A 12,554-nucleotide genomic window follows, 5' to 3' on the forward strand; every position below is an offset into this window, starting at 1 on the left:
TGGAGCACGTCAGAAGGCCTCCCTAAGCCAATGTCCGACGCGCGAGAAATAACCCGAGCCATCGCCCTGCGAGAGGCGCCGGCGGCGAGCCTCGAAATGTTCGAGACCCGCGACCTGGGGGTAGACAAGCAGACCTGTGGCCACGGCGAAGGGCGCGCCCCGTGTGGCCTCCGGCAGTTTGGAAATACCGAGCGGACGACCGATTCGCACCTGTGGTCCCAGTATGTTACCGACCAGCTCCGCAAGGCCAGTGAGTTGCGCGGCGCCGCCGGTGAGAACGACACGCCGGCCCGCGCCCGCCGCATGGCCCGAGGCGATGAGACGGTCGCGCACCAGCTCGACGATCTCCTCGACACGCGGACGGACGATGCGCACCAGCCGTGCCTTGGGGATCGCCCGCGGCAGGTCGTGATCGTCGGAAATGCTGGGAACGGTCAGCATCTCGCGCTCGTCCGCGCCCATCGCCATCACCCCGCCATGCAGGCTCTTCAGCCGCTCGGCGTCGGCAAGACGGGTGGAGAGCCCGCGCGCCACGTCGTTGGTGACGTGCTGGCCGCCGATGGCGATGCCGTCGACATGCACGCAATGGCCGTTCTCGACCACCGCCACCGTGGTGGTGCCGGCGCCGAAATCGATCAGCGTCACGCCGAGTTCAGCTTCGTCGTCGGCCAGCGTGGAAAGCGCCGCCGCATAGGGGGCGGCCACCATCGCCTCGACGCCGAGATGGCAGCGCTCGATGCACAGCAGCAGGTTGCGCACGGCGGCCGCCTCGGCGGTGACGACGTGAAGATCCACGCCGAGCCGGCGGCCCAGCATGCCGCGCGGTTCGCCGATGCCGCCCGCGCCATCCAGCGCATAGCCGACCGGCAAAGCGTGCAGGATGGTGCGGCCCTCGCCCACCGCGAAGGTGGAGGCGGCGTCCAGCACGCGGCGTATGTCGCCCTCGGCCACGGAGGGCTCGGGAAGGTCGACCTCGGCGTTGAAATGCTCGGAGGACAGGCGGCCGCCGGCCAGCGAGACGATGACCGAGGCGATCTGCGCGCCGGCCATGCGCTCGGCGGCATCCACCGCCCGGCGAATGGCGTGCTCGGCACGCTCCATGTCGATGACGGTCCCGCCCTTGATGCCGTGGGCGCTGGTGTGGCCGATGCCCAGCACGTCGACCGAATGGGTGCGCCGGCGCAGGCTCGACGACGCCTCGCGCGGCTTCAGCCGGGCGATCATGCAGACGATCTTGGAGGTGCCGACTTCCAGCACGCCCACCACGCCGGTGCGGCGGGGCGGCAGCGGCCGCATTTTCGGGGCGATCTCGAAGGGTGCGCGCGGTCTCATGTGCTGCCAGCCTTCTTCGCCTTGGCCTTGGCCTTCAGATCGGCCTGGCGCGCCTCGTAGGCCGCGTCGGAAAGCCGGACCGAGACACGATCGGGAAGCCGCAAATCGACGACGGTGATGTCGCGCGACAGCAGCGACTTCTGCTGGTCCAGCACGGCGAGCTGTTCGAGCGCGTCGTTCAGCCCCTGCTCGGGCAGGCGCACATCGATGCCGTTGCGCATCTTCAGCGTCCAGCGGCGATCGGCGACGCGGATGGCGGCGCGCACCTGGTCGCGCACGCCGGGCACCAGGCTGAGCGCCTCGACGATTTCGACCACGCTGGTTTCGGCGCCGTCGCCGACCACGATCGGCAGTCGGATGTAGCGGGGATCGTCGGAATAGGGCGCGATGACCGTGCCGTCGCGGGCGATGACGTTGATCTTGCCGTCCTTCTGCCAGAGCGCGAAGCCCTCGCGCTCGACGATCTGGATGTCGAGACGGTCGGGATAGAGCTTCTGCACGGTGGCGCGCTTGATCCAGGCCAGCTCTTCGAGCCGCATGCGCGCGCCCTCGGCATCGAGGAACAGCAGCGAGGAGGTCGGCTTCACCCCGGCCGTGGTGAGAATGTCGCCGGGGGTGACGTGATTCTGGCCGGAAAGATTGACGTTGGCGATCTTGAAGCCCGCAAGGTTGGCGGCGGCATCGCCCATGTCCCGGGCGGTCTCGACCGCTGCCGGCATGAGGCCGCCGCGCTCCAGGCCATAGATTCCGGTGGCGGCGAACAGCAGCGCGGTGAGCCAGACGCCGGCGCCGGCACGCACGGCCCGCGAGGCGGAGAGGCCGACGAAGAAGCGCCGGCCGCCGATGATGGCGCGGTCGAGAAGACGGGTACGCTCAGCCAGGGCCGCAGGACGCGCCGGCATCCGGACGCGTGCGCCTCTGAGTGATTCGCCGTTGGCCGCGCCGGTGCGCTTGCCCGTCGGCGTCTGCCGCGGGGTCAGCGATCGAGCGAAGCGTCCTCCACCATCCATCGTACAAGCTCACCGAACGAATGGCCCTCATGGGCTGCCAGTTCGGGCACAAGCGACATCTCGGTCATCCCGGGCTGAGTGTTGACTTCCAGACAGACAAGACCGGATTCGTCCCCGGTCCGGTCGTCATATCGGAAGTCCGACCTACTGATGCCCCGACAGCCGAGCGCGCGATGCGCCTCAACCGCTAACATCTGCGCCTTTTGGTAAATATTCGGTAAAATTTGGGCCGGCAGAATGTGGCGAGATCCGCCCGGAGCGTATTTTGCCTCGTAATCGTAGAACTTTAGGTCGGACTGGATTTCGATGACGCCGAGCGCCTTATCGCCCATTACGGCGCAGGTGAGCTCGAGCCCGGGGATGTAGCGCTCCGCCAGCAGCTCTTCGCCGAATCCCCAATCGGGGCGATGCAGTTCCTGCGGCGGGTGCTCCTGGTCCTCGCGCACGATGAACACGCCGACCGACGAGCCCCCGGTATTGGGCTTCAGCACATAGGGGCGCGGCAGCACGTGGGCGCGCGCCGCCTCGGCCCGCGACACCAGGCGCCCCTCCGGCACGGGGATGCCGTGGGCGGTGAGGATGATCTTGGCCTGCGTCTTGTCCATGGCCAGCGCCGAGGCCAGCACGCCGGAATGGGTGTAGGGGATGCGCAGCACCTCCAGGATGCCCTGGATAGTGCCGTCCTCGCCCGGCCGGCCGTGCAGCACGTTCAGCGCCACGTCGGGCCTGAGCGCGTCCAGCACCTGCGCGATGTCGCGCCCGACATCGACGCGCGTGACGCGGTAGCCGACGCTTTCCGCCGCCTTGGCGCAGGCTTCGCCCGACCACAGCGACACCTGCCGCTCCGGCGACCAGCCGCCCATGAGGACGGCGACATGCTTGACCATGACATTCTCCTCGGCGGCTCGGGGCCGCATCGCTCAGCCGGGAAGGCCTATCCGCTTGATTTCCCACTCCAGCTCAATGCCGGACTGGTCCTTCACGCGCCGGCGAACCTCTTCGCCGAGGCCTTCGATGTCGGCGGCGGTGGCACCGCCGGTGTTGATCAGGAAGTTGCAGTGCATCGTCGACATCTGCGCGGCGCCGCGCATCAGCCCCCGGCAGCCGGCGGCGTCGATGAGCTGCCAGGCCTTGCCGCCCGGCGGGTTCTTGAACGTCGAGCCGCCGGTCTTCTCGCGAATCGGCTGCGACGCCTCGCGCGCCGCGGTGATTCGGTCCATCTCGGCGACGATCTCCGCCGTCTCGCCCGGCCGCCCCTGATAGAGCGCCTGCGTGAAGATGACGTCGTCGGGCGCCTCCGAGTGGCGATAGCTGAAGCCGAAATCGGCATTGGAGAACACGCGGACAGTGCCGGCCCGGTCGACGCCGCGCGCCTCGATGAGCGGATTGCGGGTTTCCCCGCCATGCGCGCCGGCATTCATCCGCAGCGCCCCGCCAATGCCGCCGGGGATGCCGCGATAGAAGGCGAGCCCGGCAATGCCGGCATCCGCCGCCGCGCGGGCGAGCTTCACGTCCGGCACCGCCGTGCCAACGCGAACCCGATGCCCCTCCTCGATCGATATCTCGCTGAAGCCGCGCCCGAGCCGGATCACCACCCCCGGCACGCCGCCGTCGCGCACGATGAGGTTGGAGCCGAGCCCGATCACCATCACCGGTATCTCGGCCGGCAGGTTGGCGAGGAAGGTGGCGAGGTCCTCCTCGTCCGCCGGCGTGAACAGCACCTGCGCCGGCCCGCCGACCCGAAACCAGGTCAGCTCGGCGAGACCCTGATTCGCGATCAACCGGCCGCGCAGATCCGGCATAAGGGCGGAAAGCTCGGGCGTGAGGTCGGGGAAGGTCATGATGCTGGCTTCAGCGCGCGTGTCGGCATTCAACGGTCGGCCCCGTGGCGGGCCAACATGCTGCGGACCGCTTCATCGAGCTTATCGAGATCGTTCTCATAGATATTCCAGAGCAATTGCGCATCCAGCTTGTGATAGGCGTGCCTGATGTGATTGCCGAGATCGGCTATCTGCTTCCACGGAATGCTGGGGGCATTCGCGCTCTTCCACTCCCCGGGAACGTGGCGCGAGGCTTCGCTCAGGATTTCCAGAAACCGCTCGAAGGCCGCGCGCGTCGCCGCGTCGCCATACATCGCATCGAAGGAGCGCCCATCGAGCAAATTGCGGATGTTCTCGATCGACGCCTTCATGTCCTGAAGCCGGAAGAGTGCGCGCTCCTCCATCAGAATATCTCGACGCCATCGCGCTCCAGGGTGCGCCTGAAACCCTCATCGAGACTGCGGCGCATGAAGATGTTGGCCGGCAGGCCGGTCTCGGATTCGATTTCCTGGGCCACGCCGACAAGATCAATCAACGAGAACTTCGTGCCCGGCGCCACATCTATGGCGATGTCGACATCGCTGTCCCCGCGATTATCGCCCCGCGCGCGTGACCCGAACAAGGCCAGCCGCGTCACCCCTTCGGCCCGCAGGCGAGGCTGCAGCGCGAGGAGCGAGCGGATCAGATGTTCGCGCGTCATGTCCATGAGACAGGATTCTATCACGAACGGGTTTCCTGCGTATCCTGCGCCAGTTGCTCGGGCAGCGCATAGGCCCACTGGGTGATGTTGCCGGCGCCCAGGCACACGACATAGTCGCCCGGTTTCATCAGCCCCTTCACCAGCCCCGCCAGCGCTTCCGGCCCCGGCAGCGCGGTGACCGAGCGATGGCCGCGCGCGCGCAGCGCCTCGACCAGATGGTCGCGGTCGATGCCCGGAATCGGCGCCTCGCCGGCGGCATAGACATCGGCGACGATGACATGGTCGGCGTCGTTGAAGCAGGTGGCGAACTGGTCGAACAGCGATTGCAGGCGCGTATAGCGGTGCGGCTGGACCACGGCGATCACCTGCCCCTCGGTGGAGGCGCGGGCGGCGCGCAGCACGGCGGAAATCTCCACCGGGTGGTGGCCGTAATCGTCGAAGATGGTGACCCCGTCCACCTCGCCGGTGCGGGTGAAGCGCCGCTTCACCCCGCCAAAGCCCGCCAGCGCGCTACGGATCTGCTCGTCGCTGGCGCCCAGCTCATGGGCAACGGCAATGGCGGCGGTGGCGTTCAGCGCGTTGTGCTTGCCCGGCATCGGCAGCACCAGATCGCGGAGCTCATGCACCACCGTTCCAGTGCGGTCGCGGAATAGCACGGCGAAGCGACACACGCCGCCGCGCAGGTCGACATCGACGATGCGCACATCCGCCTGCGGGTTCTCGCCATAGGTGATGACGCGGCGGTCCTCGACATGGCCGACCAGCGCCTGCACCACCGGATGGTCGGTGCACATCACCGCGAAGCCGTAGAAGGGCAGGTTGTCGATGAAGCTGCGGAACGCCGCCTGCACCGCCTCGAAGGTCTTGAAGTGGTCGAGATGCTCGGGGTCGATATTGGTGACGATCGCCACCTCGACCGGCAGCTTGAGGAAGGTGCCGTCGCTCTCGTCGGCCTCCACCACCATCCATTCGCCATCGCCCAGGCGCGCATTGGTGCCATAGGCGTTAATGATGCCGCCATTGATCACGGTGGGGTCGAAGCCGCCGGCGTCGAGCAGGGTGGCGACGAGCGAGGTCGTGGTGGTCTTGCCATGCGTGCCGGCAATGGCGACGCAGCTTTTCAGCCGCATCAGCTCGGCCAGCATTTCCGCCCGGCGCACCACCGGCAGCCGCTTGGCGCGGGCGGCGACCAGTTCGGGATTGTCGCGACGGATGGCGGTGGAGACCACCAGCACCTCGGCGCCGTCGATGTTTTCGGCGGCGTGGCCGATCAGCACCTTGATGCCCTTCTCGGCAAGGCGCTTCACATTGGCGCTCTCCGAGACGTCGGAGCCCTGCACCGTGTAGCCGAGATTGTGCAGCACCTCGGCGATGCCGCTCATGCCGATGCCGCCAATGCCGACGAAATGGATGGGGCCGAGAGAGAGCGGGAGCTTCATGCGATGTTCCTTCCGCGCCAATGCGGCGCGGGCGTGACGTCCGGGCGCGCAGGAATAGACGAGCGCGCCGCGCCCGTCACCGGGCCTTTGGTGGGGTGAAACCGGGCGGGGGCGGTGCGCGAGGCTCTAGACATGGATGTTGCCGGTGGCGAGGACGAGGGCGGCGAGGCGCTCGGCGGCATCGGCGCGGCCCATGGCGCGGGCTGCGGCCGCCATCGCTTCCAGCCGGCCCGGCTCGCCGGCAAGGCGAGCGATGGCCGAGGCGAAGCTCTCGGGGGTGAAATGGCTCTGCGGCATCACCACCGCCCCGCCGCCCGTGGCGAGCGCGGTGGCGTTGGCCAGTTGGTCCTGGTCCAGCGCGCCGGGCAGCGGCACGAGGAGGGAGGGCCGGCCGATGACGCCCAGTTCCGCCACCGTCATCGCCCCGGAGCGGGAGATGACGAGATGCGCCTGGGCGATATGCGCCGGCAAATCGGCGAAGAAGGGTTCGACCTTGGCGCTCACGCCGAGCCGGGCATAGGTGGCGCGCACCGAATCAAGGTCTTCGGGCCGCGCCTGCTGCACCAGCCGCAGCCGGGCGCGCAGCGCGGGATCGAGCGCCTCGACCCCCAAGGGCACCACCTCGCTCATCACCCGCGCGCCCTGGCTGCCGCCGGTCACCAGCAGATGGAGCGGCCCGCCCGGCTCCAGCGGGGCGAATGGCGTGGCGGCGGCCGCGATCACTGCCGGGCGCACCGGGTTGCCGGTGTGCCGCGCCTTTGCGGCGAGGTCCGGCTTGGCGGCGCAGATATCGGGATAGCCCGTGGCGATGGCGGTAACGCGCGAGGCCAGCAGCGTGTTGGCCCGCCCCATCACCGCATTGGCCTCGTGGATCAGCGTGGGCAGGCCGGCATAATGGGCGGCGAGGATCGGCGGCACGGTCGGGTAGCCGCCAAAGCCGACCACCACGGCCGGCCGCATCGCCCGCATCAGCCGGTAGCCCTTGATGAAACCCAGCCCGAGGGTGAGCGCGGTGCGCGCCAGCGCCACCGGCGAGCGCCCGCGCACGGTCTCCGCCGGCAGCACATGCAACTTGCGGGCGGGAAAGTGCCCGGCATAACGGGCAGCGCGGGAGTCGGTGACGAGATCGACATCGATGCCGCGTGCCGCCAGCACGCCGGCCAGCGCTTCGGCGGGGAACAGGTGGCCGCCGGTGCCGCCGGCGGCGAGCATGACGAGCGGACGGGAGGCGGGTGCCATGGCCGACCTCACGCCGGGCGCGGCATCGGCGCGCCGAGCCGCGTGCCGAGCCGTTCCAACTCGGCCAGCGTCGCGGTGCGCGGGCGCCGGCGGGTCAGGGCGAGCAGCATGCCCATGCCATAGGCCAGCGACAGCAGCGAGGAGCCGCCATAGGAGACGAAAGGCAGCGTCATGCCCTTGGCCGGCATCATGTGCAGGTTCACCATCATGTTGATGCAGGACTGGAGCCCGAACAGCATGGCAAGCCCGGCGGTGGCGAAGCGCACGAACGGGTCCTCGTCGTGCATGGCGCGGGCCAGCGCGCGCAGCACGATGAAGGCGAACAGGCCGGCGATCATCAGACACAGCACGGCGCCGAATTCCTCGCCCGCCACCGCGAAGATGAAGTCGGTGTGGCCGTCCGGCAGCACCTTCTTGAAGCTGCCCTCGCCCGGTCCCTGCCCCAGCCAGCCGCCATTGAGGAACGAGTTGATCGACAGGTCGATCTGGTAGGTGTCGCCGGAATCCGGGTTCATGAAGCGGTCGATGCGCTGGGTGACGTGCGGCACCAGCTTATAGGCGATGAACAGGCCCGAGGCGCCGACGCCGGCGAGCCCCACCACCCAGACGATGCGCAGCCCGGCGAGAAAGAACAGGCTGCCCCACACCAGCGAGACCAGCATGGTCTGGCCGAAATCCGGCTGCAGCACCAGCGGCGTCACCACCATGGCCAGCAGGCCGATGGCGAGGAACTGGCCCGGCATTTCCGGCCGCCGCACGCTCTCCGAGAACAGCCAGGCGGCAATGATGACGAAGCTGGGCTTGAGGAATTCCGAGGGCTGCACGGTGATGCTGGCGATGTTGAGCCAGCGCCGCGCGCCCTTCACCTCGGGCCCGATGACCAGCGTGGCACAGACGAGGCCGAGGAAGAGCAGGAACAGCACCAGCGCGATGCGCCGGATATTGCGCGGCGACAGGAAGGAGGTGGCCAGCAGGATGATGAGCGCCGGCACCAGGAACATCACCTGCCGGTTCACGAAGTGAAACGGGTCGGGAATGCCGATGCGCGCCGCCACCGGCGGGCTCGCGGCCAGCGCCAGCACGATGCCGATGATCATCAAGGCGGCGAGAGCACCGAGCAGCAGCCGGTCGATGGTCCACCACCACTCGCCGACGACCGTCCTTTCGGCACGCGATATCATATACGCCACTCCGGGAGACAAGTTGCCGGAGTATCGGACGGTTAAGGTTGACGGGCGCTTAATGCCGACGCGCGAGCTCAGACTTCGGGCAACGCCTTGACGAGCGCACGGAACGCGTCGCCCCGCACCTCGAAATTGCGGTACTGGTCGAAGCTGGCGCAGGCGGGCGACAGCAGCACGACGGCTGCGGTTTGCAGCCTGGTGGCGGCAGCTTGCAGCCTGGAGGTTGCAGCAGCGTCTGCAGTCATTTTTGCAGCGTCTTCTGCAGCTCGCGCCACCGCCACATCGAGCGTGCCGCAGATCTCATGGGGCACGTCGTCGCCCAGCGTGGCGGCGAACGCCTCGGCCGCCACGCCGATCAGGTAAGCCTTTCGCACCCTTGGGAAAAACGGCTTCAGCGGCGCAATGCCGCCCTCTTTTGGTTTGCCGCCGGCGATCCAGAAAATGTCCTCGAACGAGGTCAGCGCCCGCTCCGCCGCATCGGCGTTGGTCGCCTTGGAATCGTTGACGAACAAGACTTTCCCGAGCGTACGCACCTGTTCCATCCGGTGCGCAAGGCCGGGAAAGCTCGCCATGCCGGCGGCGATCGCCTCCGGTGCCAGCCCCAGCGCGCGGGCGCTCGCATAGGCAGCGGCGGCGTTCTGGGCGTTATGGGCCCCGCGCAGCGAGCCGATGCCCTTGAGTGGAAAAGAGAATTTACGTTCGCCCCGCACGCTTTCCACGAGATCGGTGCCGTCGAGAAACACCCCGTCCGCCAGCTTCTGCTGGACGGAAATCCGGACGACCCGCGTGCCCCTCGCCTCCGCCCGGTCGGCAATGGCGCGCGACCAGTCATCATCCACACCAACCACCGCCGTGCCGCCCGCTTCCACCCCGGCGATCAAGCGCTCCTTCACCTGCGCGTAATGCTCCATCGAGCCGTGCCGGTCGATGTGGTCGGGCGAGAGATTCAGCAGGATTCCGACGCTCGGATCGAGACTTGGCGCGAGATCGATCTGGTAGGAGGAGCATTCGATGACATGGACGCGGCCGGGCGCCGGCGGCGAGAGGCCGAGAATGGCCGGGCCGAAATTGCCGCCGATCTCGGCGTCCCGCCCGCCGGCCGACATCAGATGCGCCAGCAGCGCCGTGGTGGTGGATTTGCCATTCGTGCCGGTGATCGCCGCCAGGGGCGAGCGGGGCGAGACGCGCCGCCGCTCGCGGCAGAACAGCTCGATGTCGCCGATGATCTGCACCCCGGCCTGCAGCGCCATCTTCACCGTCCAGTGCGGCTCGGGATGGGTAAGCGGCACCCCCGGCGCCAGAACCAGCGCGGCAAAGCGCGACCAGTCGGCCGCGCGCAGATCGCCGGTCGGGATGCCCTCGGCCGCCCCCTTCTCCACGGAAACGGGCGAATCATCCCATGCCGTCACGGCCGCGCCGCCCGCAAGAAGCGCCCGGGCGGTGACAAGGCCCGAGCCGCCGAGCCCGAACAGGGCGACGGCGCGATCCTTGAGGAAGGAGACGGGAATCATGTGGCGGGACCTCGGATGGAACACCCCGGGATAGGCACCGGGCGCGTCCCCCTCGCTAGCGCATTTCGCCCGTGGATGAAATGATCCACCCTCACCGCCCCGGCGACTTGCCGACACCAGCCTGAGAGCTTGCCATGCCCGCCCCCGCTCTGCTTCCCCTCGGCTCGACGATGCGGGTCCTGCGCCCCCATCCCAACATCTATGCCTTCTATGATGGGCGGATCGACGGGGCGCGGGCGCATTCGGCGGCACCGAACTGGCTCGACGACGGCGCCTACGCGCTCGGCGTCTGCGTCTATGCGGTGGTCGATGGCAGCGAGGCGCTGCTCTACGACACCCATATTTCCATTCCCCACGCCCAGATGATGCGCGGGACTCTGGAAGACGCCGGCGTCACCTCGTTCCGCGTGGTGCTGAGCCACTGGCACGACGACCATGTCGCCGGCAACGCCGTCTTCGCGACGGACGAAATCCTCGCGCTCGACAGCACGGAGCGGGCGCTCGCCGCCCACCGCGTGGCGCTGGAAAATGGCGACCCGCCGATCTTCCCGCTGATCATGCCGAACAAGATCATCACCGGCCCGACCGAACTGAAGGTCGGACGGCTGACGGTGAAGCTGGAGCCGGCGGAGATCCACAGCCATGACGGGCTGATCCTGCTGCTGCCGGAGCTCGGCCTGATGCTGGCCGGCGACACGCTGGAGGAGCCGATCACCTATGTCGCCGAGCCGGAGCGCCTGCCGGTTCATGTCGAGGAACTGAAGCGCATCCGCAGCTGGGGCTACCGGCGCATCCTGCCCAATCACGGCGCGCTGGAGGTGATCGCGGCGGGCGGCTATGGCCCCGAACTGATCGACGCCACGATCCGCTATGTGAAGAAGCTGCTGCACACGCGTACGGATATGGCGCTGGCTGACCAGGATCTGTCCACCTTCATCGCCGGCGACATCGCCACAGGCGCCCTCACCTATTTCGCGCCCTATGAGCCGGTGCACGCCAATAATGTGAAGAAGGTACTGGCGTTGCCTTAGAACGCGTCATTCCGGACGGCCGCAGGCCGATCCGGGATCGCGTGGAGATTGTCCTGCTCGCGATCCCGGCTCTCGCCGCGCTCGGCCGGGATGACGGAAGCGCCGCGCCAATCCTCACCGCAGCTTGAGCGTGGAGAGGCCGATCAGCGCCAGCACCACTGCGATGATCCAGAAGCGGATGACGATCTGCGGCTCGGTCCAGCCCTTCTGTTCGAAATGATGGTGGATCGGCGCCATCTTGAACACGCGCTTGCCGGTGAGCTTGAACGAGGCGACCTGCACGATCACCGACACCGCCTCCAGCACGAACAGGCCACCGATCACCGCCAGCACGATCTCATGCTTGGTGGCGACCGCGATGGTGCCGAGCAGGCCGCCCAGCGCCAGCGAGCCGGTATCGCCCATGAAAATCTGCGCCGGCGGGGCGTTGAACCACAGGAAGCCGATGCCCGCGCCGATGATGGCCCCGCATATCACCGCCAGTTCGCCGACGCCGGCGACATAGTGGATCTGCAGATAGTCGGCGAACAGCACGTTGCCGGAAAGGTAGGAGATCATCCCGAAGCTGGCGGCGGCGACCATGACCGGCACGATGGCGAGGCCGTCAAGCCCGTCGGTCAGGTTCACCGCATTGCCCGCCGCCACGATGACGAAAGCGCCGAAGATCACGAAGAACCAGCCGAGGTCGAGCAGCAGGTCCTTGAAGAAGGGGAAGGCCAGCGAGGAGGAGAGCGGGTCCCGGCCCACATGCATGATCACCACGGCGGCGGCGCCGGCGATCAGCCCCTCAATGGCGAGGCGGGTCTTGCCGGACAGCCCGTTATGGGTCTGCTTGGTGACCTTCAGATAGTCATCATAGAAGCCGATCAGACCGAAGCCGATGGTGACGAACAGCACTACCCAGACATAGGGGTTGGACAGGTTCCCCCACAGCAGCGTCGCCACCATGAGCCCGGAGAAGATCATCAGCCCGCCCATGGTGGGCGTGCCCTTCTTGGTCAGCAGATGCGATTGCGGCCCGTCGGTGCGGATCGGCTGGCCCTTGCCCTGCTTCAGGCGCAGGAGGGCGATGATGGCCGGGCCGAACATGAAGACGAAGAGCAGCGCGGTGATGATCGCCCCGCCGGTGCGAAAGGTGATGTAGCGGAAGACGTTAACCGCCGGGACGCTTCCCTGGAATTCGGCGAGCCATTGCAGCATGGAGGGATCAACCTTTGGGTGGGACGGGCAGCGCACCGGCACGCCGCGCCGGACGGCGAGGATCGCCCGGGCTCGGGAAGAAGTGACC

The 12,554-nt window shown here is 67.9% G+C and carries 12 protein-coding genes; 1 reads left to right on the forward strand and 11 read right to left on the reverse strand.

Translation table 11 applies throughout. The features are described from left to right. Positions 1 to 9: 9 nt before the first annotated feature. From ftsA to murD, 10 genes are all read right to left on the reverse strand, one after another. Complete coding sequence (gene ftsA / locus ACQY76_RS02185; RefSeq protein ID WP_428031285.1) at positions 10 to 1,332, reverse strand: cell division protein FtsA; 1,323 nt, start codon at positions 1,330 to 1,332, stop codon at positions 10 to 12. Next, a complete protein-coding gene (locus tag ACQY76_RS02190) occupies positions 1,329 to 2,234 on the reverse strand; it encodes a cell division protein FtsQ/DivIB (protein ID WP_428031286.1) in 906 nt (301 codons plus the stop codon). The genes ftsA and ACQY76_RS02190 overlap by 4 nt, the downstream gene beginning before the upstream one ends. A 74-nt stretch (positions 2,235 to 2,308) precedes the next feature. After that, entirely contained in the window at positions 2,309 to 3,229 is a 921-nt protein-coding gene (locus ACQY76_RS02195; RefSeq protein WP_428031287.1) for a D-alanine--D-alanine ligase, read from the reverse strand. A 33-nt stretch (positions 3,230 to 3,262) separates the two neighbouring features. After that, the gene (gene murB, locus ACQY76_RS02200) at positions 3,263 to 4,183 is read right to left on the reverse strand and encodes a UDP-N-acetylmuramate dehydrogenase (protein ID WP_428031288.1); all 921 of its coding nucleotides are present in this window, start codon (positions 4,181 to 4,183) and stop codon (positions 3,263 to 3,265) included. A 29-nt stretch (positions 4,184 to 4,212) separates the two neighbouring features. Further along, positions 4,213 to 4,566, reverse strand: coding sequence for a HepT-like ribonuclease domain-containing protein (locus tag ACQY76_RS02205; RefSeq protein ID WP_428031289.1), 354 nt, complete (start codon positions 4,564 to 4,566; stop codon positions 4,213 to 4,215). Next, complete coding sequence (locus ACQY76_RS02210) at positions 4,566 to 4,868, reverse strand: nucleotidyltransferase family protein (RefSeq protein WP_428031290.1); 303 nt, start codon at positions 4,866 to 4,868, stop codon at positions 4,566 to 4,568. Before ACQY76_RS02210 ends, ACQY76_RS02205 begins: the two co-directional genes overlap by 1 nt. Before the next feature lie 14 nt (positions 4,869 to 4,882). Next, positions 4,883 to 6,301 carry a UDP-N-acetylmuramate--L-alanine ligase gene (gene murC, locus ACQY76_RS02215; protein ID WP_428031291.1) on the reverse strand — a complete coding sequence of 473 codons (1,419 nt, stop codon included), beginning with the start codon at positions 6,299 to 6,301 and terminating at the stop codon, positions 4,883 to 4,885. Positions 6,302 to 6,427: 126 nt separating this feature from the next. Then, entirely contained in the window at positions 6,428 to 7,540 is a 1,113-nt protein-coding gene (gene murG / locus ACQY76_RS02220; RefSeq protein WP_428031292.1) for an undecaprenyldiphospho-muramoylpentapeptide beta-N-acetylglucosaminyltransferase, read from the reverse strand. 8 nt (positions 7,541 to 7,548) lie between these two features. Continuing rightward, entirely contained in the window at positions 7,549 to 8,721 is a 1,173-nt protein-coding gene (ftsW, locus tag ACQY76_RS02225) for a putative lipid II flippase FtsW (RefSeq protein WP_428031293.1), read from the reverse strand. 77 nt (positions 8,722 to 8,798) lie between these two features. Next, positions 8,799 to 10,235, reverse strand: a complete 1,437-nt coding sequence (gene murD / locus ACQY76_RS02230) for a UDP-N-acetylmuramoyl-L-alanine--D-glutamate ligase (RefSeq protein WP_428031294.1) — start codon at positions 10,233 to 10,235, stop codon at positions 8,799 to 8,801. 134 nt (positions 10,236 to 10,369) lie between these two features. Between murD and ACQY76_RS02235 the strand changes: the two genes are divergently transcribed. Then, positions 10,370 to 11,266 carry an MBL fold metallo-hydrolase gene (locus ACQY76_RS02235; RefSeq protein WP_428031295.1) on the forward strand — a complete coding sequence of 299 codons (897 nt, stop codon included), beginning with the start codon at positions 10,370 to 10,372 and terminating at the stop codon, positions 11,264 to 11,266. A gap of 114 nt (positions 11,267 to 11,380) precedes the next feature. Here the strand turns inward: ACQY76_RS02235 and mraY are convergent, their stop codons facing one another. After that, on the reverse strand, positions 11,381 to 12,466 hold the full coding sequence (gene mraY, locus ACQY76_RS02240) for a phospho-N-acetylmuramoyl-pentapeptide-transferase (protein WP_428031296.1): 1,086 nt from the start codon (positions 12,464 to 12,466) through the stop codon (positions 11,381 to 11,383). Between the last annotated feature and the right edge of the window lie 88 nt (positions 12,467 to 12,554).

The organism is Ancylobacter sp. (assembly GCF_965279025.1).
In the GTDB taxonomy this organism is placed as follows: Bacteria; Pseudomonadota; Alphaproteobacteria; order Rhizobiales; family Xanthobacteraceae; genus Ancylobacter.

Bases quoted from the DNA above. Each gene is read 5' to 3' on its own strand.
- ftsA (WP_428031285.1), bottom strand. From the start codon at position 1,332: ATGAGACCGCGCGCACCCTTCGAGATCGCCCCGAAAATGCGGCCGCTG.
- ACQY76_RS02190 (WP_428031286.1), bottom strand. From the start codon at position 2,234: ATGCCGGCGCGTCCTGCGGCCCTGGCTGAGCGTACCCGTCTTCTCGAC.
- ACQY76_RS02195 (WP_428031287.1), bottom strand. From the start codon at position 3,229: ATGGTCAAGCATGTCGCCGTCCTCATGGGCGGCTGGTCGCCGGAGCGG.
- murB (WP_428031288.1), bottom strand. From the start codon at position 4,183: ATGACCTTCCCCGACCTCACGCCCGAGCTTTCCGCCCTTATGCCGGAT.
- ACQY76_RS02205 (WP_428031289.1), bottom strand. From the start codon at position 4,566: ATGGAGGAGCGCGCACTCTTCCGGCTTCAGGACATGAAGGCGTCGATC.
- ACQY76_RS02210 (WP_428031290.1), bottom strand. From the start codon at position 4,868: ATGGACATGACGCGCGAACATCTGATCCGCTCGCTCCTCGCGCTGCAG.
- murC (WP_428031291.1), bottom strand. From the start codon at position 6,301: ATGAAGCTCCCGCTCTCTCTCGGCCCCATCCATTTCGTCGGCATTGGC.
- murG (WP_428031292.1), bottom strand. From the start codon at position 7,540: ATGGCACCCGCCTCCCGTCCGCTCGTCATGCTCGCCGCCGGCGGCACC.
- ftsW (WP_428031293.1), bottom strand. From the start codon at position 8,721: ATGATATCGCGTGCCGAAAGGACGGTCGTCGGCGAGTGGTGGTGGACC.
- murD (WP_428031294.1), bottom strand. From the start codon at position 10,235: ATGATTCCCGTCTCCTTCCTCAAGGATCGCGCCGTCGCCCTGTTCGGG.
- ACQY76_RS02235 (WP_428031295.1), top strand. From the start codon at position 10,370: ATGCCCGCCCCCGCTCTGCTTCCCCTCGGCTCGACGATGCGGGTCCTG.
- mraY (WP_428031296.1), bottom strand. From the start codon at position 12,466: ATGCTGCAATGGCTCGCCGAATTCCAGGGAAGCGTCCCGGCGGTTAAC.